This window comes from Companilactobacillus sp. HBUAS56275, assembly GCF_036913655.1.
Taxonomy (GTDB): Bacteria; Bacillota; Bacilli; order Lactobacillales; family Lactobacillaceae; genus Companilactobacillus; species Companilactobacillus pullicola.
In genome coordinates, this window is the sequence record NZ_JAYKKK010000002.1 from 1 (window position 1) to 19,991 (window position 19,991).

The 19,991-nt window shown below is 36.3% G+C and carries 16 protein-coding genes and 1 rRNA gene; 2 read left to right on the forward strand and 15 right to left on the reverse strand.

Going from position 1 to position 19,991, the window contains the following annotated elements:
• From U8526_RS03665 to U8526_RS03675, 3 genes are all read right to left on the reverse strand, one after another.
• Window positions 1–198, reverse strand: a 16S ribosomal RNA gene (locus U8526_RS03665); the annotation flags it as partial.
• 319 nt (window positions 199–517) lie between these two features.
• Window positions 518–2,062, reverse strand: coding sequence for an ABC-F family ATP-binding cassette domain-containing protein (locus U8526_RS03670; protein WP_334340618.1), 1,545 nt, complete (start codon window positions 2,060–2,062; stop codon window positions 518–520).
• A gap of 75 nt (window positions 2,063–2,137) precedes the next feature.
• Window positions 2,138–3,406 (reverse strand): LCP family glycopolymer transferase, encoded by a 1,269-nt coding sequence (locus tag U8526_RS03675; RefSeq protein ID WP_334340619.1) that lies wholly within the window; start codon window positions 3,404–3,406, stop codon window positions 2,138–2,140.
• Between the two features lie 266 nt (window positions 3,407–3,672).
• Between U8526_RS03675 and U8526_RS03680 the strand changes: the two genes are divergently transcribed.
• Entirely contained in the window at window positions 3,673–5,124 is a 1,452-nt protein-coding gene (locus U8526_RS03680; RefSeq protein WP_334340620.1) for an amino acid permease, read from the forward strand.
• A gap of 314 nt (window positions 5,125–5,438) precedes the next feature.
• Here the strand turns inward: U8526_RS03680 and U8526_RS03685 are convergent, their stop codons facing one another.
• Both U8526_RS03685 and U8526_RS03690 read right to left on the reverse strand, forming a co-directional pair.
• Entirely contained in the window at window positions 5,439–8,105 is a 2,667-nt protein-coding gene (locus U8526_RS03685) for a transglycosylase domain-containing protein (protein WP_334340621.1), read from the reverse strand.
• Between the two features lie 9 nt (window positions 8,106–8,114).
• The gene (locus U8526_RS03690; RefSeq protein WP_334340622.1) at window positions 8,115–9,410 is read right to left on the reverse strand and encodes a hypothetical protein; all 1,296 of its coding nucleotides are present in this window, start codon (window positions 9,408–9,410) and stop codon (window positions 8,115–8,117) included.
• Window positions 9,411–9,482: 72 nt separating this feature from the next.
• Here U8526_RS03690 and U8526_RS03695 point away from each other — a divergent pair, with 72 nt between their 5' ends.
• Complete coding sequence (locus U8526_RS03695) at window positions 9,483–10,412, forward strand: hypothetical protein (protein WP_334340623.1); 930 nt, start codon at window positions 9,483–9,485, stop codon at window positions 10,410–10,412.
• A gap of 77 nt (window positions 10,413–10,489) precedes the next feature.
• On the opposite strand, the gene U8526_RS03700 is transcribed toward U8526_RS03695, so the two are convergent.
• From U8526_RS03700 to U8526_RS03745, 10 genes are all read right to left on the reverse strand, one after another.
• Window positions 10,490–10,939, reverse strand: a complete 450-nt coding sequence (locus tag U8526_RS03700; RefSeq protein WP_334340624.1) for an Rrf2 family transcriptional regulator — start codon at window positions 10,937–10,939, stop codon at window positions 10,490–10,492.
• A gap of 60 nt (window positions 10,940–10,999) precedes the next feature.
• Window positions 11,000–11,848, reverse strand: coding sequence for an SDR family oxidoreductase (locus tag U8526_RS03705; RefSeq protein WP_334340625.1), 849 nt, complete (start codon window positions 11,846–11,848; stop codon window positions 11,000–11,002).
• 141 nt (window positions 11,849–11,989) lie between these two features.
• Window positions 11,990–12,841 carry an NAD(P)H-binding protein gene (locus U8526_RS03710; protein ID WP_334340626.1) on the reverse strand — a complete coding sequence of 284 codons (852 nt, stop codon included), beginning with the start codon at window positions 12,839–12,841 and terminating at the stop codon, window positions 11,990–11,992.
• 354 nt (window positions 12,842–13,195) lie between these two features.
• The gene (locus tag U8526_RS03715) at window positions 13,196–14,482 is read right to left on the reverse strand and encodes an adenylosuccinate synthase (protein WP_334340627.1); all 1,287 of its coding nucleotides are present in this window, start codon (window positions 14,480–14,482) and stop codon (window positions 13,196–13,198) included.
• A gap of 20 nt (window positions 14,483–14,502) precedes the next feature.
• Window positions 14,503–15,879, reverse strand: a complete 1,377-nt coding sequence (dnaB, locus tag U8526_RS03720) for a replicative DNA helicase (RefSeq protein WP_334340628.1) — start codon at window positions 15,877–15,879, stop codon at window positions 14,503–14,505.
• 7 nt (window positions 15,880–15,886) lie between these two features.
• A complete protein-coding gene (rplI, locus tag U8526_RS03725; protein ID WP_334340629.1) occupies window positions 15,887–16,342 on the reverse strand; it encodes a 50S ribosomal protein L9 in 456 nt (151 codons plus the stop codon).
• Window positions 16,343–16,353: 11 nt separating this feature from the next.
• Window positions 16,354–18,354 carry a DHH family phosphoesterase gene (locus tag U8526_RS03730; protein ID WP_334340630.1) on the reverse strand — a complete coding sequence of 667 codons (2,001 nt, stop codon included), beginning with the start codon at window positions 18,352–18,354 and terminating at the stop codon, window positions 16,354–16,356.
• A 131-nt stretch (window positions 18,355–18,485) separates the two neighbouring features.
• Complete coding sequence (locus U8526_RS03735; RefSeq protein ID WP_334340631.1) at window positions 18,486–19,022, reverse strand: DUF3278 domain-containing protein; 537 nt, start codon at window positions 19,020–19,022, stop codon at window positions 18,486–18,488.
• A gap of 29 nt (window positions 19,023–19,051) precedes the next feature.
• A complete protein-coding gene (locus tag U8526_RS03740; protein WP_334340632.1) occupies window positions 19,052–19,591 on the reverse strand; it encodes a DUF3278 domain-containing protein in 540 nt (179 codons plus the stop codon).
• Window positions 19,578–19,781, reverse strand: coding sequence for a helix-turn-helix transcriptional regulator (locus U8526_RS03745; RefSeq protein WP_334341129.1), 204 nt, complete (start codon window positions 19,779–19,781; stop codon window positions 19,578–19,580). Before U8526_RS03745 ends, U8526_RS03740 begins: the two co-directional genes overlap by 14 nt.
• Window positions 19,782–19,991: the final 210 nt, after the last annotated feature.

Genomic DNA, 19,991 nt, shown 5'->3' on the forward strand with positions numbered 1-19,991 from the left:
GTTATGCGGTATTAGCACTTGTTTCCAAATGTTATCCCCCACTTCTGGGCAGGTTACCCACGTGTTACTCACCCGTCCGCCACTCACCAAGGTCTGAATCATGAAGCAAGCTTCAATCTTCAGGATGGTTCGTTCGACTTGCATGTATTAGGCATGCCGCCAGCGTTCGTCCTGAGCCAGGATCAAACTCTCATATTAAAAGTTTGTGACTCATAAAAATTATACTAGCGAATTGACTTCGTTGTAAATCCAACAAATAAATGTTGGCCTACACAATTTTAGTGTTAAAACTTTGTTCAGTTTTCAAAGGTCTACCAGCTGTCAACTAAGTTAACAGCTTAATTATTATATCAAGTTAATGACAACTAGTCAAGAACTTATTTAAAATAATTATTTCAACTCGTTAGCAACTTCATTGCTAATTCGTTGATGTTGTTGTGTTTTCGTGACAACAGGTAATATCTTACCGTTAATAGTAAACCAATGCAAGTACTTTTTCATCTTTTTTTGAAAATGTCTAATTCTCTTTTATCTTTTCAATATCTAGGACCTTATCTATCCAATCACTACTATAGAAATCTTCCTCATGGGTAACCAAAATCAAAGAACCATCGTAGTTCTTTAAACCTTTACGTAGTGCGGCTTTACTTTCATCATCCAAATGGTTTGTAGGCTCATCCATAAACAAGAAGTTCGATGTATTAAACATCAAATCACCTATTTTGACCTTAGTCTGTTCCCCACCAGAAAGTGAACGTAGTGGTGACATGATTTGTTGGTTAGTCAAACCGGTTCTAGCTAGAACACGTCTAACATCCTTACCACCTTGGTCTGGGTGTTTATCACTAATATATTTAAATGGGCTCTCAAGGTTGTTTTCCCAAACAAGATCTTGCTTAAAGTACCCTATCTTAGCAACTTCAGAAAAATCATAGTTACCAGCAATAGGTTTTAAAATACCCAAAAGGGTTTTGATCAAAGTAGACTTACCGATACCATTGAATCCCTTAATAACCATCTTTTCTCCACTAACAATAGAGAAATTAAGTGACTTATCAAATAAGGGTTTGCCATCGTAACCGACTTTTAGATCGTTAACTTCCAATAACATACGAGAACTTGGTACTTCGACATATGGGAAGCCAAAACTCGATGCAGTCTTATTCCCTGGAGGTGTCAACACATCCATATGAGCTAGCTGCTTCTCCCTACTCTTAGCACTCTTTGATCTAGAACCAGCCTTAAACTTTCTAATATAGGCTTTAGTCTTAGAGATCTTCTCTTGTTGCTTAACGTAAGCCTTCATATATGTTTCTTTATTAGCGGCTTTTTGTTTGAGAGCTTGCTTGAGGCTACCTGTATACTTCGTGATCTTACCAAACTCAAAATCAGCTACACAGTTGATAATGCGGTCTAAGAATCCATAATCATGGGAAATAACGATGAAAGCTCCCTGGAAGTCATTCAAATAGTCTGCCAACCAATCGATATGGTTAGTATCCAAGTAATTAGTTGGCTCATCTAGCAAAATCATATCTGGTTTCTCTAACAAAATTTTAGCCAAGATAATTTTAGAACGTTGACCACCACTTAGTTTGGAAACGTCATGGTCATATCCAATCGCATCCAGTCCTAAACCCGTCGCAACTTGTTCAATCTTTGTATCCAATTCATAAAAATCGTTGGCATCTAAGATTTCTTGAAGTTTTCCAGCCTTTTCCAAATCTTCATCACTAGGATCATTCATGTAAATCTCGTTTAACTGTTCGCTAGTTTCATATAATTTTGAAAATGCTGTTTGGAGGTACTCATAAATGGTCATCCCCGGAGCTAATTTGGCTTGTTGGTCTAAATAACCAATCGTCATATGTTTCTTCCAGGTGATTTTTCCTTCATCAGGTTCGATTTGACCAGTCAAAATCTTAATGAAGGTACTCTTACCAACACCATTTTGACCAATAATACCTAAATGGTCCTCTTTATTTACTTGTAGATCTGCGGAATCGTACAATCTTTTATCCAAAAATTGTTGTGTTAATCCGTGTACTTCTAAAACACTCATATCTTTCTCCTTTATACAATAAGAAAAGACTGAAACCATCTGTCTCAGCCTTTATTCAAATATTATTTAACTAATTTAATAGCCGCCGCCGAAGCCACCTGAACCGCTCGATCCAGTAGACCCGCTAGAACTGCCACCAAAACTACCAGTAGAATGACTTGATTCGCCATAACTTGAACCGTATGAACTTTCAGAACTAGTAGTTGTAATTGTCGTCGTATAGTTTTGTTGCTGATTACCGGTGTAATTGAATGAAAAACCACGCTTCTCATTATATGCATTAAGCTTAGTTTCCTTATTATTCAATTCTTCCTCAGCTAAACCTAATTGTTTACGTAACTTATTAGATACTCGTCTTAATTCCTTAGTTGATGCAATTTCATAAGATGAGCCGTCGATCATTGAACCATACCCTTGTAAATGATCAGATCCAATACTCTTAGCTGCACCACTATAATTCAAGAACATTGATTGCATGTCACTGAAACTTAAGTTAGTTGTCATTGAACTAGAAATACTATCTAAGACCTTTTGATAACGTGTGAAAGTCTTAGCACTAGCCGCACTCTTAATAATAGCCGTTATAACTTGACGCTGACGCAATTGACGTCCGTAGTCACCTTGGGGATCATCATAACGCATTCTAGAGTAATCCAAGGCCTGTTTACCGTTTAAATGCATCTTACCTTTTTTAAAGTGTGACTTCTTTTCGCCTGTATCACCATACGAGAAACTGAACGGTACGTCAACATCTACACCTCCGACAGCATTAACAATTTGCTTCAAAGAATTGAAGTCAACCTTAATGTAGTAGTCAATTGGGACATTCAAAAGTTTTTCTGTAGTAACCACAGCACTTTCTTCATTACCAATGTTATATGCAGAATTTATCTTTTGAATTTTCTTCGTATTATGATCGGCACTCTTCCAAATTTGTGCCATTGTATCACGTGGAACAGACATCATTGTCGTTTTATTAGTCTTAGGGTTGACCGTTACAATAATCATTGTATCTGAATTACCACGATAATTTGTTTCGGTATCACGAACGCCGTTATCCGTTGTATCTACACCCAGCAATAAGATTGAAACAGGTTTCTTACTAACTATTTTGGCTGAAGCATTCTTTCCATCAATTGCTTTATAAGTCTTACCTAAAGAATTCTGAGCCTGAGCATAAATTCTAAAACCATAAGCTCCCATTACAAAGAACGTTACCAAGGCAACCAGTCCAATTATCTTGAGAAGCGGATGATTAATTTTCCCATTATTATTAGACGCCAAAGCGCTGTTACGCGTTCTCTTTCGACGTCCTCGTAAACCATTATTGTTGTTATTGTCCATATTTAACTCCGTTTAATTTGCTATCTACAAATCACTCTCATTATATAGTAGATAGATTACAATTATACAGTCTAATTTCAATGTATCCAAAGGAAATCTTTACTGGCCGTATTCCTAAATTATAATTTTTTAACAGTGTCTGTCAATTTTATTAAAAAAAAGTTACACAAATATAATACTGGGATATTTCGAAAAAAACATCTTATTATTACTAACCTTTTTGCTTTAAAATTCCTGTATAATCACAAATGTAGGAGGATTTGATTATGTCAGATGCAAAGAATGCAAAGTCTTTCAGATGGTGGAACATTGCCTTACTTGGCTTTACTACCGTTTGGGGTCTGAATAATGTTATTAACAACTTTGCCAACCAAGGCTTAGCTGTTATAACGTCATGGATTTTAATTATGATTCTATACTTTGTCCCATACACTTTAATGGTGGGTCAATTAGGATCAGCGTTTCAAGAAGCTGGCGGAGGTGTTAGTTCGTGGATCAGAACTCTATCTAATAACAAACTAGCTTACTTTGCGGCTTGGACTTATTGGGTAGTTCACGTTCCTTATCTAGCTCAAAAGCCACAAATTATTATGGTTAGTCTAAGTTGGCTTTTCAAAGGTAATGGATCTTTTATTAAAGATTCTTCACCAATTATCGTTCAAGGATTAAGTTTGATCATTTTCCTTGTATTCGTGTGGATTGCCAGTAAGGGTGCTGCAACATTGAATAATATCGGTAGTATCGCCGGGATTGCTATGTTTGGTATGTCAATGTTGTTCATCATCCTTGGTGTCAGCGCACCTTTTATCACTCACGTACAAATTGCTACACCTAATATGAGTGATATTCATACATATATACCGAAGTTTGATTTACAATACTTCACAACTATTTCCATGTTAGTCTTCGCCGTTGGTGGTGCTGAAAAAATCTCACCTTACGTTAACAAGACTAAAAATGCTTCCAGAGAATTTCCACTAGGTATGATCATTTTAGCCGTTATGGTTGCCGTATCAGCCGTTTTAGGTTCATTCGCTATTGGTATGATTGTTAATTCCAACCATATCCCAGCCGACCTTATGGCTAACGGTGCTTACCAAGCCTTCCAATTCCTAGGCAATAGTTTCCACGTTGGTAACTTATTTGTTTGGGCATTTGCAATCACTAATACATTGGCTAGTGCTGCAGCTTTAGCCATTTCCATCGATGCCCCATTACGTATGCTTTTAGGAGATGCCGATAAGAAATATATTCCAAAGGCCCTCTTGAAGAAAAACAAACGTGGTGTTGCTATCAATGGTTACAAGATGACTGCCATTTTAGTTTCTGTTCTTATTATTGTGCCTGCACTAGGTATTAATGGTATGAACGATCTATATAACTGGTTGCTAAACCTTAATTCAATTGTTATGCCTATGCGTTATCTATGGGTATTCTTAGCCTATATGATGCTAACTAAACAATTGGATAAATATAAATCTGATTATATGTTCGTTAAAAACAAGTACGTCGGTTTCGGAGTAGGACTTTGGGCCTTCTTCCTAACAGCCTTCGCATGTATCATGGGTATGGTTCCAAAGATGAACATGGCCCAAGATCCATCATCATGGTGGTTCCAACTAGCATTGAACATCATCACTCCATTAGCATTAATTCTATTAGGACTGATCTTGCCAGCAATCGCTAAGAGAACCAATGACATAGACGAGAGAGCGTAGCAGGGACGGTCAGCCTCCGAGGATTTGCCTAAGAACTGGAATCGCACGCGTATTTTGCGGGCAATTTCAGTTCTGTAGCAAACCACAGGAGGTTGCCCCTGCGCAGCTCGTTTCAGATAGAGAGCGGAGTAGGCCCGCTTAGATTCTGAGCATTTGCAGGACTTTGCGAATTGGCTGCGAAGCAGACAGTTTGTGAAGTCAGGCAAAGCACAGGAATCTGGCCTACGCAGCTCGTTTTCACTATAAAGCATAGAACCATGGTTATTAAAAAAGGCGACTCCCAGAAAATTAATCTGAGAGTCGCCTTTTTATATCTAATTAGAAGAACCAGAACTACTATCCGAAGAAGAATTACTGTTAACACTAATCTTAACATCAGGTACGTTACCACCATAACTCCTGATCTCATTCATAATATCAATCAACTTCTGCTTCTGATCTTCCTTATCAGAATCATTATTCTTATAAGCATCTTTAACCTTTTGCAATTGAGAATTGTATTGAGGCATCAATTTATCGACCATAGCCTGACGCTTCTGTTCCCTTTGTGTCTCAATCTCTTCTTTTTCAGATTGATATTTGGCAATCTTCTTATTATCCTTTGCTGCCTGGAACATGGCCTGACTCAAATTCAATTCCTTTTGCATCTGGAGTATCTGCTGATTAAAGTCATTCTTAGCTGATTGACGTTTAACATTAACATTCAAATAACGAATCTTCTGCAATTCACTTAATTTACTATCATACTGAGATTCTTTAGTAATTGGATTGTCATTGTATTTATCAATAGCCGACTGAACTTTATCCTCTCGCTTATACTCTTCTTTTTTCGATAAATGATAGATAATTCGATAATCGAGATTATAAAGCCGATCAGTATTCTTCTGTTCCTGCTCTGAAGCATATTTGGAAAAATCAGTATCAATAATATCTTGAATTGTTGGTTTTTCATTACTCTCATTAATCGATAGATTTTTACCACTGACAGTAATCGTATCAGGCTTCTTGAAATCAGTGTTCTTTTCCTTCATTTGATCGACCAAATACTGACCTTCGGCTTTAAATGCCTGCATCGATAAGGTCTGTTCATTACCTGTTAATGAAGAAGGCGTATCATTACCAGTCCAATTAGCAATCGTAAAGTTAGGTGTCATACCGACAAAATATGAATCCTTGCTGTCATCACTAGTACCAGTCTTACCAGCAGTATATTTATAATTATCTAATGCTGCGTCCTTACCTAAACCATCGCTAATAACTGATTGCATCGTATTGATCATCATATAACTAGCATTCTTTGTATAGACACTCTTCTTCATATGAGTATTTTGATAAATATAACGATTGTTGTCATTATCATAAATACTAGTTAAATTACTTGGATGAATAAATTGTCCACCACGTGAGAATGAACTGTAAGCTGATGCCATTTCAGTTGTCGTAGTACTAAACGTTCCTAAAGCACTAATGGCATTCTTATCCTCTGTAGGACGTAACCGAGCAAATTCCATCTTTGTCAAATCATCATAGAAGGAATACTTTGTATCTTGCAACGCCAATTTATAAGCTACTGTATTGATAGAGTTTTCCAGAGCGTGACGTACTGAAGTCTTACCCGTATATCCGCTATACCAGTTATGAACATTGCCAATTGCTGAATCAACAACCGTACTTTGTGGCAAGTATCCTCGTTCAAAAGCTGGCGCATAAGCTACTAAAGGTTTAGCCGTCGAACCAGGTTGGCTGTATCCATTTATCGCTCGATTCATCTGATCACCCTCAGTAGTTCGACCACCAACTATCGCTATAACGTCTCCCGTTTTATTATCTATAACGGTGCTCGACACTTGTGGCGATAATTTACCATTGGCCGCTCTACCTGTATAAGATTCATAAGTCTTATTAACCAAGCTCTCTATCTTATTCTGAACATCCATGTCGATAGTAGTGTTGATCGTATAACCACCATCCATCAACTTACCACGAGCACGTTCAAATTCTTGTCTGTAACGTGCAAAATAATCGTCTCTAGCTTGATTGTTTTTAAATGCATACTCCATCGTAAAACCGGAGGATTTCATTATTTCTTCAGTGGCGTTATAGACCGCGTAATTTAGAGCATAATTATTCGAAACATCATTATCATATTTACGCTTATTAACTTTCAACCCCAATGGTCTCTTGCTGGCGGTTTCGTAGGTTTTCTTTGAGATAAGGCCACGTTGATAAAAGACATAGAGAATTGTATTACGACGATTCAATGAACTCTTTGGTTGGCTAACTGGATCGTACAAGACTGGATTATTAGGTATTCCAACTAGTACTGCTAGTTTATCAATTGATAAATCTTTCTGATTCTGAGAAAAATAATACTCAGACGCTGCACTAAATCCATAAGAACCATGTCCCATATAAACATTATTAATATAAAATTCTAGTATCTGTTGCTTGGTGAATTTCTTCTCGAGTTGTTGGGCAATTACCATTTCCTTGAGTTTACGGTTCACATTTTGAGATTGATCCTGCAAAATGACGTTCTTAACCAGCTGTTGCGTCAAGGTAGAGCCACCTTCAGTTCTACGATGAAGTAGCGCTGCCCCTACTGAACGCAAGATAGCATAGGGGTCAACACCATGGTGAATGTAAAATCTCTGATCTTCAACAGCAACCAATCCCTTTTTTATTTCCGGATTGATTTCTTTGATTGGAGTGTAATTAGAACTTGATTGCGATAGTTTTTTAATTTCTTTACCGTTACGATCGTATATAACGGTGGAATTTTTAGGATGAAAATCTGATACTTTCAATCCTTGACTATAAGAATATCCATCTGCAATCGTATTTTTTATTTCATAGCCATACTTTAGCCAAAAGGCTCCAATACTTAGAATTATTATTATTAAAATTGCTAGTAAAACCCATGGCCATTTTCGTCTTTTTCTAGTTACTCTTTCTCGTAACCCAGTTTTTCTTTTACGCATAATTAGCCCCTAATTAACATAGAATGTTATTCCAGTTGAGATTTGTGACATCAAATTAGACAAGTCTGACGAACTAATTTGCATACCTTCGTTATAACTTGAACTACCTGCATAGATGAATCCTAACGTAGAACTATTAGTGAAGTAGATTGACTTATCTAGATCCGTATTATTCTTTAGCCAGAATACCGGTGTGGCAGAATTAAAGTCATCAGTTGTATTATCCGGATCAGTGATCCCTAGATTCTCAAGATCACTATCACTGGCATTCGTCACGTACTGACCATAATTGCTATTAGTGTTATCAGTTATTACCGCATCTGAACTGCCACTAGTAATAAGACGCTTAATCGTGTATTTACCTGAACTGACTTGTGAACTATTAACGTTAATATAACCATTTTCGGCAACATACTTACCATTAACCTTAGTCATCAACGCCAACTTATTAGTACTGCTATTGTAGTACAAAGCATTTTTACCTGTTATTCCCGCTTGCGTTAGACTGTCAGAAGCTCCACTAGAGAAGTTCAGACTGGAGACAATATCAACATTTGCTGGCGTATATTTCTCAGTCAAAGGTGCCTTCTTTAAAGCCTCTAATTCCTGTTTAACAGCCTCAACACGAGAACTTTCGCTTTGATGATTAGAGAAGTATTGATCCATCTTATTAACCGCTTCGTTCCAACGATTTTTAACTGTTTTATTTTTTATCAATTTGAAATAAGTATTTACCATTGAAATCTTTTTAAAACTCAAACTGGCATTATCACTATTAAAATCCTGCCAAGTTTTACTGAGATACTTATCGGCATCCTGAGTTTGTTCAAACCAAATTTGAATCGTATCTAACTTATTTCGTTGCTTTTGATAAACGTCCTGATTTTTTTCTTTTAAAAGTGTTTTATCAAGATCATTGATTTTTTGACTAGTTACATCATCACGATAATTATTTTTGCCATCATACAACTCTGAAACGTCTTTAGCACGATTTTTTCTAGCCTGAATATAATCTTCCAGTTGCTGATACTTTTTAACATTGTTAGGCGTAATAACATTTCCATCACTAACTTTAATTACTCTGCCGATGAAATTTAAGGTGGAATAATCTAAATTAGTTTTTAATACTTTCAATTCTTTATCCTGATACTGACTAGATATCTTTGAAGTCACTACAGCATTGACTACTCCTCGCGAAAGCATAATAAAGAAGATGGCGGCTGTAATCGCACCGACAACAGCAGCACTCACTAATAAATAGTGTTCTGGTTTTGTCTTACTTTTTAAATCTTTCTTATCTTTCATCATTTTCCCCAAATATCTAGTTCATCTTGTTATTATTATAGTAAATTATCATGCAAATAAAGGGTGTATATTTTGAAAAAATTAAACAAAAAATATATTAAATGGATCATTATTCTCGTATTACTAGTAATGATTGTCACCAGTTATGCCCTCAATCTTGGAAAAATCAAAGACAAAACCGTCGATGGCATCGCACAAATCACTATTCCATTCTCATTGATCGTTAATCCTAAGAACATCGATGAAGATATTGCTCCAAAGTCGATATCTTTAAATGACGGTGATATGACGGAAAACAAGCAACAAGCTCTAAATCTTCTCAGTACTATCAACGACGACTATCATAGTACTAAGGAATTATCTTTTTTATCCAATGATCAGGAAAAAACTTTATTTAAACGTATCAACAAAAAATCGCATCGTTATATCACCAATATGACAATTTTAAATTTTGGCAAAGATCTGCATGGAAAATATGTGACTGTCAGTTGCAACCGTTACGATGACACCAAAACAATCGTCAATTACCGTTACCGAATCTATCACAAAGGCGACTCAATAACTTCTGCCAAATATCTAAATACTCAAAGTAATCAATATCCACCCCAATATGTTCTTGAGGGCATTGATATGGGAAAATCCGGTATCGATCAGGCCAAGAGTTTTACTCAACGTCTCAAAACAGCCATTATCAATTCTAATCTGACCGCCACCAATGCTAATGATCCAGGAAATTTCAATCAGATTTCGATCAACTTAGGATTAAATCCCGATAAGAGTAACGCTGGACTATTCAAGTTAGCTCGTAACGCTAATTCACGGGTCAGCAATTTTGGAATTATCGGTTATCAAATTTCCGACGTACCTAGATACACCCGTATTTACTTAAAACAATTAAGTAAAGATAACACTTATTATTATACGTTAACTTACAGTCGTAATAGCAGTCGCTTTATTAATTTTCAGAAAGGTATCATTTCTACTGATACGCAGAATAAATAATTTTCATGAAAAAGAACAGCCCCTATTAGAAATTCAAGACACATTTCTGTGCTTGAATTCCTTAGTAGAGGCTGTTCTTATTCATTATTTAGATTTTGTTTCCTTTTCTTGTCGTTTTCCAAAATACCGTCAATTATCTGTTGCAAAGATACTTGCGACATACTTTTTTCAGCATCGGATTGAATTTTGTCATAAATTCCCGTTAACGTCTCTTGAATATTGCCACCAACAAGACACTTCGGATTAGTCTTTTCATCAATGTGCAATAATTTTTGATTATCTTCAATAGCTTGATAGACATCTAATAAACTAATTTCCGTTGCTGGACGTCCTAATTTTGGAGCCACTTTACCAGGCTGGCTAGTTAATAGACCAGCATTCTTTAATCGTGACATCATTCTTCTGACTAGACTAGGATTAGATTCAATACTATTAGCAATAGCATTACTAGACAAATCACCATCTTGAAAAAGGTCGACATAAGCTAATATATGAACGCCATCGCTTAACTTACTTGAAAATTTCATATTTTTCCTCCTAGCAAATACTTACTAGTTATAGTATGACATTTCAAGAAAAGATGACAATTATTTTTCACCAACAATCTCCAAAGCCTTGTCTAAAGGAGTCAATTCACGTCCCAAAACATTTTGTAGGTCGTCACTCTTTTCTGCCAAATTACCTTGACGAATAAGATCTTGGATTGCTAATACAACACCAATGGTTCCTTCATCCATTCCAGACTTCTGCAACAAGTCTTTATAATCTTCAATACTCAATGATTTAACATCGAAATCACTCTTGATAGCTGTTGCTAAATCTTGATATGTACGACTAGGACCGGCAAATTCATAAACATCCTTAGTATCATTTGAGGCTAGAACTTTAGCTGCAGCTTCAGAATATTCAGATTCCAAAGCCCAACCAACTTTACCGTCGCCAGCAGCATAAATGAATGGTTTATTATTAATTGCTGACTTGATTGAAGCTGCTTCATTTTCTAGATACCAGTTATTACGTAGGAATGAATGCTTGATTCCTGTTTCCAAGATCAATTTTTCAGTAGCTTGATGATCACTTGCCAAAGCGGCTGTAGAATCTTCAGCTTGTGGGAAACTAGTATAAGCAATATAACCTACTTCTGCCTTTTGTGCTGCTTTTACTACATTTTCATGTTGAGTTAATCTATCCACTGATCCACCAGGTTGTGAAGAAACGAATAGTAAACGATCAATACCCTTTAAAGATTTTTCCAATTGATCTACGTCTGTATAGTCTCCTGGGCGAACTTCTACTCCTGAAGGAACAATTTGCTTAGCTTTCTCGGTATTTCTTGCTAAAGCTACAATACTTGTTGCAGGTACTAATTTTGCCAATTCATTGATAGCATTTCTCCCAAAATGTCCGGTTGCTCCAGTTACTCCATATGTTGTCATAATATAATCTCTCCTCTGTGTTACTTTATTATTAACTTGTTAATATTATAATAACACCATTTTTTAGAAATACAATTATTTTGTTTCAAAAAAAATAATACCTATTCAAAGGTATTATTTAATCCACATTACTAACGATCACTACTTATTTCTCAGAACAATCTTAATGGCCTCTTCAATCGGCATCAGGTTGTGTCCTAATACAATTGGTAGATCACTCGTCTCTTCATCCAACTGTCCTTCAAGAATCGCTTGTTGATTCAGTAAAGCAATTCTAATCAATGGTTCAGATAAATCTTGATCTTCTAAATAATCTCGATACGTTTCTAAATCCGTTTCTGAAAGTTCAAAATCGCCATTCATACTCTCAGCCAATTCCCCATATGTTAAAGCTGGTCCCGCAAATTCATAAACTTTCTTAGGATTATCCATTGCTAATACTTTTGCGGCGGCTTCAGAATATTCATTTTCCAAAGCCCAGCCTACTCTTCCGTAACCAGCCGCATGAACAAATGGTTTTCCTTCGTCTGCTGCCTTTAATCGTGGTAATTCATCTTCTAAATAAAAATTATTACGTAGAAAACTATAATCGAATCCTGCATCTATAATTTCTCGTTCAGTTTCTCGATGATCAGAGGCTAAAACTGATTTACTGGTATCTGAATGTGGAAAACTCGTATAGGCTATATATTTAACACCACCTTCAATTGCAGCTCTGATAATACTACTATGTTGATCTACACGTGACATTGTGGGCGTAGCACGTGATGATACAAACAATAAACGATCTACTCCTACCAAGGACTCTGGAAGATCCTCGGGGTGTTCATAATCCCCTGGTCTTATTTCTATACCTTTAGGAACCATTTTTTGGGCTTTATCAAGATTCCTTGCAATTCCAATTACATCTGATGGAGAAACTATCTTTAATAATTCTTTAAGTGCATTATTACCGAAATGGCCTGTGACGCCCAATATTGCATATTTTGTCATCTTTAGGTCCTTCTTCCTACAATATGTTTTTACCTTATTGTAAAAAGAATGGGGTAATTATCAAGAAATCTGTTTAAACAAAAAAAGGATCAAGTAGTTACTCATTTTGAGTTGCTACTTGATCCTTTTTTTCTGTTGATAGTTATTTTTAGCGAACCATTCTTCTATATTGAATGGTTGGGGGTTCTATTTTTAGTGAACCATGGTTCTTTGCTGAATAGTGGAAACGAGTTGCGCAGGGGCAACCTCCTGTGGTTTGCTACAGTACTGGAATTGCACGCAAAAAACGCGTGCGATTCCAGTACTTAGGCAAATCCTCAGAGGCTGAGCGCCCTTACTTCGCTCTCTTGCTCTCTAGTCTTTCCAAACGTCATCTACTTCAATAGTTTGTTCTCTATCAGGTCCCACTGAAACTGTGGCATATTCAACGCCTAGTTGTTCCTTAATGAAAGCAAGATAGTCAAGTGCTTCTTGTGGCAACTCTTTCAAGCTCTTGGCTTGTGTCATGTCTTCTGTCCAGCCTGGGAATGTCTTATAAACTGGTTTGCACTTAGCTAATACGTTCAAATTAGCTGGATATTCATCGATGATCTTACCGTTCAAATCGTATCCTGTACAAATCTTAATTTCTTTCAATCCTGTTAGAACATCTAAACAGTTCAATGACAAGTGTGTAACTCCTGAAACGTTACATGAATGTTTAAGAACAACTAGATCTAACCAGCCAATACGTCTTGGACGGTGTGTAACTGTTCCATATTCATGACCAGCTTCTCTTAGGAAGTCGCCTTCTTCATTTAATTGTTCTGTTGGGAATGGACCAGCACCAACACGGGATGTGTAAGCTTTAACGACACCGATAACATTATCGATCAATGGAGCACCGATTCCGGCACCGGTTGTTACACCACCGGCTGGGTTTGATGAAGTTACATAAGGGTAAGTACCATGATCAATATCAAGCATGATTCCTTGCGCACCTTCAAATAAAACGTTTTGTCCATTCTTTAATTCTTTATTTAAATAGGCAGATGTATCAATAACACGGTCTTTAAGTTGTTGACCAATTTGATAATATTTTTCAAAAATATCGTCAAATTTCATTGGTTCAACACCATAAATTTTTGTAAATAGTTCGTTCTTTTCTTTAAGATTCTCTGTCAACAATTCCTTAAACAAGTCTTTATCAAGAATATCAGCCATTCTGATACCAACACGTGAAGCCTTGTCAGTATAAGCAGGTCCAATTCCACGGTTAGTTGTACCAACTTTAGAATCACCCTTAGCTTTTTCTTGTAACTTATCCAATTCAATATGATAAGGAAGAATCAATTGTGCACGGTTTGAAATCTTTAAATTAGTTGTATCTACACCTTGATCATGAAGACGACCTAACTCTTCTTGTAGTGATTCGAGGTTCAAAACAACGCCATTTCCAATAACACTAGTCTTATCTGAATATAAAATGCCTGATGGGACAGATCTTAACTTGTAAACGTGATTATCAATATTTAATGTATGTCCAGCATTATCTCCACCTTGGTAACGTGCAATAATGTTAGCTTCACCACTAAAATAATCAGTAATCTTACCTTTACCTTCGTCGCCCCATTGGGTACCTACTACAACAACTGTCGTCATTTCTTCTACACCTACACTATTTAATTTTCTGGAATATTTGCTATTGATGAAAACTTATTATAAGACTTTACAAACAATAGCTTTGCGGTTCCTCGAGGACCTGAACGGTTCTTGCTGACAATTACTTCAACTTCACCTACATCTTGATCCTCAGGATCCTCTTGATTATCATTGTCATCCCCATCTTCATCACGATAATAATCATCACGATAAAGAAAGGCAACGATATCAGCATCCTGTTCAATTGAACCAGATTCACGGATATCTGACAACATTGGTCTCTTATCTTGACGCGCTTCCACACCACGGGAAAGCTGTGATAGCGCGATTATTGGTACATGAAGTTCTTTTGCTAATTTTTTCATACTACGAGAAATAACTGAAACTTCTTGTTGTCTATTTTCCTGACCAGTACCTTCGATCAATTGCAAATAATCGACGATTACAAGATCCAATTTGCCGCTCTCCTTTAACAGACGACGACACTTAGATCTAATTTCAGCCATCTTAACACCAGGAGTGTCATCAATATAAACATTAGTCCTGGAAAGACTTCCCATGGCAACAACCAAACTGTTCCATTGATTCTCGTCCAATTTACCAGTTCTGAGCGAATTAGCATCAATACTACCTTCTGAACAGAGCATACGGTTAACTAACTGTTCAGCCCCCATTTCTAGGGAAAATATGGCTACAGTAGCATTTGATTTAGTAGCTGCATTCTGGGCTAGGTTCAAAGCAAAAGCTGTTTTACCAACACCAGGACGGGCAGCTAAGATGATCAATTCATCTTTGTGTAAACCTGTCGTCATCGCATCAAGATCTTTATAACCCGTCGAAAGTCCTGTAACATCACTGTCCTGATCATACAACTTGTCAATTTCTTCGAAAGAAGACTTTACGACATCAGAGATTCGTCTAAATCCCTTATGATTTCTATTCTCAGCAACATCCATGATGTCTTTTTCAGATTGATCAATGATACTGTCAACATCTTCGTCTCCTTCAAAACTACGAGAAACGATATTTGTTGCCGCATTGATCAAACGTCTCAAGACAGACTTATTTTTAACGATCTTGGCGTAATAAGCTGTATTGGCAGCGGTAGGAACAGCATTAGCCAATTCAGCTAAATAGCTCACTCCGCCGATATCCTCAATTTGGTTTTGACGATCAAGTTCACTTTGAACCGTCACGACATCGACTGGTTCTTCTTCATCATTTAAATTCATCATGGCTTGGAAAACTAGTTGATTGGCATGTTGATAGAAATCATCAGCTTCAACGTATTCCATAGCTTCAATCAAAGCATCTTGGCTCAGAAAAACCGCTCCTAATACGGCTTGCTCAGCATCCTTATCATTGGGCGGTATTCTTGAAGTTATATCATTATTCATTTATATCCTACTTCTTTTCAGCAACATGAACTCTAATTGTGGCTTCAACACCTTCGAATAATCTAATAGGTACATTAATATATCCAAGTGACTTGATACCGTCAGTTAGTTCCATCTTGTGTTTATCAACTTTAATATCATATTGTTTGTTAAGTTCGTCAGCAATCTTCTTAGTTGTTACTGAACCAAAGAGTCGACCATCGGCACCTGATTTAGCAAGAACTTCAACAACAGTCTTGTCGTCTTCAATTTTGCCTTTAAGAACCTTAACTTCAGCTTTTTCAGCTTCATAATCTTTGGCTTCACGATTTTGTTCAGCCTTCAATTTAGCAATGTTAGCCTTAGTAGCTTCGATAGCCTCATTATTTTTAATCAAAAAGTTTTGGGCGTAGCCTGTAGCAACGTTCTTAACTTCACCCTTCTTACCTTTACCTCTAACATCTTTTAGGAAAATAACTTTCATAATGACCCTCCTTATTTCTTATCATAACTTGTCAAAACATCAATTAATTGACCCTTAACATCATCCACTGTCGCATCTGGAATCTGTGTTGCGGCATCAGACAAGTGTCCACCACCGCCGAGTTTTTCCATGATGACTTGTACATTGACATTACCCAAACTACGAGCTGAAATACCAACTCGTCCATCTGGACGTTTGCTAATTACAAATGAAGCCTCAACATTATCTAATGATAACAATGTATCAGCTGCCTGGGCAACAATAACTGGATCGTAAGGTTTATCCTCTTCACCAAAACAAACTGCCATATTACCATTAACCATTGTTACTGTTTCGATTAGATGATTTCTCTGAATAAATGAATCAATATTTTCTTTCAGAACATTTTGAATAACGGTCTCATCAGCACCCACTGAACGTAAGTAACTGGCGGCATCAAATGTTCTTGTACCAGTTCTAAGTGAGAATGACTTCGTATCAACAGTAATACCAGCTAACAAAGCAGTTGCTTCGATTTTTTCAATAGCCTTCTTATTCTTAGGTTGATACTCAAGCATCTCAGTAATCAATTCACTAGTTGAAGAAGCGTAAGGTTCGATATAGATCAGCATTGGATTCTCAGGGAATTCTTCACTTCTTCTGTGATGATCAATAACAACGATCTTTTCGTTTTCACCCTTGTATAAATCAGGATTGATCGAAATACTCTGCTTAGAGTGGTCCACCATGACGATCAACGTCTTCGATGTTCTAATGGCCTCTGATTCATCTGGCGTAATAATATCCTTCTTAATATCAGGATCTTGATCAATCATGCCTAACAATCGGCTAACATCAGAATGCAAGGTATTAGGATTGATAACGACTTTACATGGTGTATTGTTCATTAAGGCAATTCTTCTAATACCCAATGAAGAGCCCAAAACATCCATATCAGGATGTGAATGTCCCATGACAATAACTTGATCGCTATCCTTCAATAATTCTTGTAAGGCCTCGCTGATCATTCTGGCACGGACACGAGTTCTCTTTTCCATTGGATCGGTATTTCCACCATAGAAACGAGCTTTTTCACCGATCTCTTTAACTACAACTTGATCTCCACCTCGACCAAGAGCTAGGTTAAGATTCTTTTGAGCTTCATCGTTTAGTTTATGTAAATCATCTACCCCATAAGAGAAGCCCATACTTAACGTAAGTGGAACATTCTGTTGGGATGTAAACTCACGAATAACATCTAAGATCTTGAAACCATTTTTCTCCATGTCGAAGATACGACCGGTATAAGCCATGATGAAGAAATGATCATCATCAATTCGCTTCAAAAACATCTGTTCTTTAGATGCCCAATTGGATAACTCATTGGTAATGTAATTATCCAAATTAGAAACATCACGGTCACTCATTGATTGCGTAATTTCTGCATAATTATCCAAATAAACTTGACCGATTACTGAACGATTATCTTCATAACGTTTTTCAATTTTTGAGTAGTGCGTGATTTCAAATAAATAAATTACCTTTAATTCGCTTTGAACTTGTACTAAGAAGTACTTATCGTCAATTTGAATCGTCTTACTATCCGCATGATTATCTTCATCAATCAATTTTGATAACTCTGCCGATATGTCCTTAACACTCATACTATTAGACGGATTAAATCCCGTCTTCTCTACAAAATAAGGATTAACCCATTGAATCTGCTTATCAGTGTCGTACAAAAGTATTCCTAATGGATACTCGACGAAACTATTATCTGTTCCCCGATCAATTCGGTACTGCAGATTATTTGTATACTTACCGGCTTTTTCGCCTAATAATAAGAACAAATAAACAAACAGTACTAATGAGATGATGACCAAAATGGCTTGGATGTACCCACTAATGGAACCGTGGAACAATCCAACTACCAAAATTGATAGCAACATCACGATCAAGGAGACTGCCGTAAGTTGAGTCGAATGGTCAACTCGCGAAAGGAAGAATTTCAGATTAGATTTTATCTTTTTCATATTGTCCCCTCTTAGATATACCCTTTAATTTTATCACAGCCGGTCCTTTCTTTCTTCATATATAACATCAGTTCCGAGCACAAAAACACCCACACTCCTTAGATGAATAAGGAAATGCCGGTGTTTTTCAATTATTTGTCTTCTTTAACAACGTGGATACTTCTTTTCTCATAGAGATACATAAATATACTAAAAATAATGGTAAATATCAATGCATCTGCAATACGATGTGGATTAAATAAGTTATCAAAAAAACTACTTTTATTTGTATTAATCGCTACGCTTACTAACCAATAAATTAAGAATTCCATTGGTGCCATTTTGATCCAGTAGTTCTTGAGCATACGCATTGTCTTTTTTTGTTTATTGGAACTAATTTCTTTGCTTAACAATTTTTTCTTCGATAAAGGAATGGAAATAAATCCAATAAGTATAGCAAAAGTCATAAATATTTGAATAAGCATAGTTATGTATAATGCATTTTCATAGTTTTTTACATTAGCATTCATGAAATATATCATCGATACCAGAGCAAATAACATTTCAAATACAAAGAAAGCAAACGTTGCTCTTATTGCGGCCATTCCCAATTCCCTTTTCGTCCGCTCATCAACTACAGCTGTTGAACCTAAAAACCATTTAATTACGTATTTATCTACCTTATTCATACTTTCCCCTTTCAAAATTTAGGTATACTTTAACTTTCTTCTTTCATCAATCGAACTTTAGAAATATCTATAATCATAAAGATAATCGTTAAAACTATCGTTGGTTGTAGAGCTTGACGTATTGAAGACCAGCTAAGCAAAGTACCGGCAAAGTCTTGACCATTAAAATCAAGGGATGTTATTAACAACCACATAATCAGAAACATCATTGGCAACTTTATCAAGTACTTATTAAAGACTGCTTTGATAGCCCGTCTTTTATCCACTTTTGTTGCGACCTCTTGATTCAGAATTCCTTTACGTTGCAATCTAAAACTGGTAAAGAAAGTGATTATTCCTATTAATAAAAATAGATGTAATGTCATTGTGAATAAGAAAAGTGATTCAAAATCCTTTACCATACCGGAAAATGCATAGATACTAATCCCCACATTGAACAATATTTCAAAAATGAATACTGCAATCAAAGCTTGAACAGAAAGTTTTCCAATCTCTGATTTTACTTGTTCATCTATTACACCTGGTATCCCGAAGAACCATCTTAATAGTTGATCATTAACCTTCTTCATCTTCATCCCTCCAAAATAACGTATCCAGATCAGTACCTAATATCCAAGCTAACTTCAAACACAAGTCCAAGGATGGATTATATTTTCCGTTCTCGATTAGATTAATCGTCTGGCGTGCAACTCCAATTTCTTCGGCCAAAGCCATTTGTGATAATTTCTTAGCACGTCGATATTCACGAACCCGATTCATTGATTCACCCGTTTTCTTAAAAGTCATATATATTTGACACTTTCAGTATAGGATATATTAATTATTGTGTCAATTATATATGACATTTTTAGTAACCGCTATCATTTAATTCATATTTAAATAAAAAAGTTAGATCCATTTTTACTTCAGGATCTAACTCTTTTATGTACTCGTTTTATATTTACTTGGTACTTTTATATTAGAACAGAG

Excerpts from the sequence above, each read along its gene's own strand:
- dnaB (WP_334340628.1), bottom strand. The coding sequence starts at position 15,879 with ATGAATAATGATATAACTTCAAGAATACCGCCCAATGATAAGGATGCT.
- U8526_RS03745 (WP_334341129.1), bottom strand. The coding sequence starts at position 19,781 with ATGAATCGGGTTCGTGAATATCGACGTGCTAAGAAATTATCACAAATG.
- U8526_RS03710 (WP_334340626.1), bottom strand. The coding sequence starts at position 12,841 with ATGACAAAATATGCAATATTGGGCGTCACAGGCCATTTCGGTAATAAT.
- U8526_RS03690 (WP_334340622.1), bottom strand. The coding sequence starts at position 9,410 with ATGAAAGATAAGAAAGATTTAAAAAGTAAGACAAAACCAGAACACTAT.
- U8526_RS03675 (WP_334340619.1), bottom strand. The coding sequence starts at position 3,406 with ATGGACAATAACAACAATAATGGTTTACGAGGACGTCGAAAGAGAACG.
- U8526_RS03705 (WP_334340625.1), bottom strand. The coding sequence starts at position 11,848 with ATGACAACATATGGAGTAACTGGAGCAACCGGACATTTTGGGAGAAAT.
- U8526_RS03715 (WP_334340627.1), bottom strand. The coding sequence starts at position 14,482 with ATGACGACAGTTGTTGTAGTAGGTACCCAATGGGGCGACGAAGGTAAA.
- U8526_RS03680 (WP_334340620.1), top strand. The coding sequence starts at position 3,673 with ATGTCAGATGCAAAGAATGCAAAGTCTTTCAGATGGTGGAACATTGCC.
- U8526_RS03740 (WP_334340632.1), bottom strand. The coding sequence starts at position 19,591 with ATGAAGAAGGTTAATGATCAACTATTAAGATGGTTCTTCGGGATACCA.
- U8526_RS03735 (WP_334340631.1), bottom strand. The coding sequence starts at position 19,022 with ATGAATAAGGTAGATAAATACGTAATTAAATGGTTTTTAGGTTCAACA.
- U8526_RS03730 (WP_334340630.1), bottom strand. The coding sequence starts at position 18,354 with ATGAAAAAGATAAAATCTAATCTGAAATTCTTCCTTTCGCGAGTTGAC.
- U8526_RS03685 (WP_334340621.1), bottom strand. The coding sequence starts at position 8,105 with ATGCGTAAAAGAAAAACTGGGTTACGAGAAAGAGTAACTAGAAAAAGA.
- U8526_RS03700 (WP_334340624.1), bottom strand. The coding sequence starts at position 10,939 with ATGAAATTTTCAAGTAAGTTAAGCGATGGCGTTCATATATTAGCTTAT.
- rplI (WP_334340629.1), bottom strand. The coding sequence starts at position 16,342 with ATGAAAGTTATTTTCCTAAAAGATGTTAGAGGTAAAGGTAAGAAGGGT.
- U8526_RS03670 (WP_334340618.1), bottom strand. The coding sequence starts at position 2,062 with ATGAGTGTTTTAGAAGTACACGGATTAACACAACAATTTTTGGATAAA.